Consider the following 2,518-nt stretch of genomic DNA (forward strand, 5'->3'; position numbering starts at 1 on the left):
CCCGCTCGTGCCGGCCGCGATCGCGATCGGCGCCATGACGCCGGACCTTCCCCTGTTCCTCCGGGGGATCGGCCTCCCGTACTCGTTCACCCACACGTTCGGCAACGTGCTCTGGACGGCGCTGGTGGCGTTCGTGCTGTTCCTGCTCTGGCGTGTGGTGCTGCGCCCGGCGGTCGGAGAACTCTCACCGCTCTGGCTGGCTCGGCGACTGCCCGCCGACTGGTCGGAGTCCGGCATCGGGGCCGCGCGAGCGGCCGTCGGCGTGGGCGCACCGAATCGGCTGTATCCGCTCATGCTCGCGGCGTCTCTGGTGCTGGGCGTTCTGACGCACATCGTCTGGGATCTCTTCACGCACGAGGGGCGATGGGGAGTGGATGCACTTCCCGCACTCGACGACATGTGGGGTCCGCTCACCGGCTACAAATGGCTGCAGCACGGATCGAGCGTGATCGGGCTGGTCATCATCGGCATCTGGGCCATCCGCCGGCTGCACCGCGCCGATCCGCGAGAAGGCGTCGAACGCTCGGTGCCCGGAGCCGTCCGACTCACGTGGTGGCTGTCGCTTCCCGCAGTGATGGTGACTGCGTGGATCGTGGGATACGCGGCGTACGGGCCCTTCACCGAAGGGTTCACGTACCAGCATCTGGCCTACCGGATGCTGCCCCCGGCGTGCGCGCTGTGGGGAGTCCTCACACTCGCGCTCTGCCTCTCCCTGCCGCTGTTCAGACGTCTTCACCAGCGCGGCTGATCGGATCCCCAGCGATGGGGGGCGGCGAACTCGAGGCCGGGAAGCACCGATGCGGCGGTGATGACCGTCTGCCCCGCGACCTCGAACGCGGAGGTGTGCGCGGCAACGTCCAGCTCCCGTCCTGCTTCCGTCCGGGAGGATCGCGGCATCCCGAGGAGCTCGGCCGCGACCCGCCGCAGTGAGGTTCGCACCACCCAGCCGCCTCCCTCTCGCCGACGTCGTCCGAGAAGCGAGACGACCGCGGCCGCAAGAAGGTACCCCGCGCTGTGGTCGAGGGCCTGTGCAGGCAGAACCCCGGGGCCGTCACCGTCGAGGGTCTCGATCATGGCTATCCCGGACTCGGCCTGCACCAGACTGTCGAAGCCGCCGCGGGACGGCTCGTCGATGCCCCAGGCACTGAGCTGGGAGACCACCAGACCGGGATGGCGTTCGAGCAGAGCGGATGCCGAGAGGCCGAGGCGATCGAGGGATTCCGGCCGATACCCCAGCACAACGACGTCAGCCGCTGCGAGCAGTTCCTCGAACCGATCGGTACGAGCGTCGAGCAGCGCAGTCCTCTTGCCGTGGCCGGTGTCGAGGTGCTGCCACTCGGGTTCGAGCAGATGCGGCGGATCGATGCGCATCACGTCGGCGCCCAGAAGGGTGAGGGTGCGAGTGCACACGGGACCGGCGATCACCCGAGTGAGGTCGAGCACCCGTACACCGGCGAGTGGCGCGCGATCGTCTCGATCGCCGGCCCTCGGCCGTCCGCCACGAGGTGAGAGGTCGATCCGCTCGACCTGCAGCAGGGGAGTGGCGCGCAGCTTCGCATCGTGTTCCGGGTTCTCGTGCAGAACGCGCACAGCCAAGCCTCGCTCGGCCGTGATCCGAGCGACTGCGTCGGCAGCTCTCAACGGCAGGACGGACGCCCGCACATCCTCGGCGTCGGCGTCATCGGCCAGACCCAGTCCGGCGCGCAGGCGCCTCGCGTGGTGTGGATAGTTGCCGTGAGTGCGTATCCACCCGTCGGATGCGCGGAAGAACGCCGAGTACGGCGACCAGACGTCGGGGGAGAGGCCACCGATGGTGAGGGCCCGATCACTCCGGTAGGCGACGGCTATGCGGTCGGGGTCGGGAAGGGTGCGGATGCCCGCCGCCAGGCTGACGGCGCGGACGCTCGCCCATGCCAGCTCACCCGTCGCGAGGCGCGACGGAAGAGGCACGGACTTAGGCGGCGGGGTGCCGGTGTCGGTGGACTTAGCCTCGATGCCGAGCTCTGCTCGCACCCGGTCCAGCAGGGCGGCAGCGGCGGCGTGATTCCTGGGCTCGTTCACGCTGCGATCGTACTCGTGGCGGCGATCTGAGACGAATACCGGCGCTGGACTGGGAAAAGCTCGCTCAGCGGTTGCAGCGACACGCCCGGGGGTGGTGCCCCGATTTGCCAGAACCCCGGAACCCACGTAACTTATTACTTGTTCGCCCCACAGGGAAGCGGAGAGGCCGAGAGCTTCACCCCCCTCAAGCGGAGAACCACCTCCCGATCCACTCACTTGTGAGAACAGACGCCTGCGTCTAGGATGGGAGATCCACCCCATCTGCGGCTGTCACAGGCTGCGCACCGGATCCAAGATCCGAACGGCGCGCTGATTTGACAAGCGGGACGGGATGGCTAAGATAGAGAAGTTGCCCTTCGGGCCTGGTTGTGATGACTGGGTCGTGGGAGCATCCGATCCTTGAGAACTCAACAGCGTGCACTTGTCAAATGCCAAATTATCCTCGTCTAGCTTCGGC

3 protein-coding genes are annotated in these 2,518 nt (G+C 67.7%); 1 reads left to right on the forward strand and 2 read right to left on the reverse strand.

The features are described 5' to 3' along the window. Positions 1-748, forward strand: a 748-nt coding sequence (locus ACLKOY_RS17810) for a DUF4184 family protein (protein WP_436454796.1), incomplete at its 5' end; no start/stop codon positions are given. On the opposite strand, the gene ACLKOY_RS17815 is transcribed toward ACLKOY_RS17810, so the two are convergent. Together ACLKOY_RS17815 and ACLKOY_RS17820 are read right to left on the reverse strand one after the other, a co-directional pair. Then, positions 733-2,061, reverse strand: coding sequence for a CoA transferase (locus ACLKOY_RS17815; protein WP_436454797.1), 1,329 nt, complete (start codon positions 2,059-2,061; stop codon positions 733-735). The two genes, ACLKOY_RS17810 and ACLKOY_RS17815, sit on opposite strands and share 16 nt — an antisense overlap. A 270-nt stretch (positions 2,062-2,331) precedes the next feature. Then, the coding region (locus ACLKOY_RS17820) for a hypothetical protein (protein WP_436454798.1) at positions 2,332-2,518 on the reverse strand (187 nt) is incomplete at its 5' end.

This window comes from Microbacterium sp. K2, from assembly GCF_051365005.1.
Lineage (GTDB): Bacteria > Actinomycetota > Actinomycetes > Actinomycetales > Microbacteriaceae > Microbacterium > Microbacterium foliorum_B.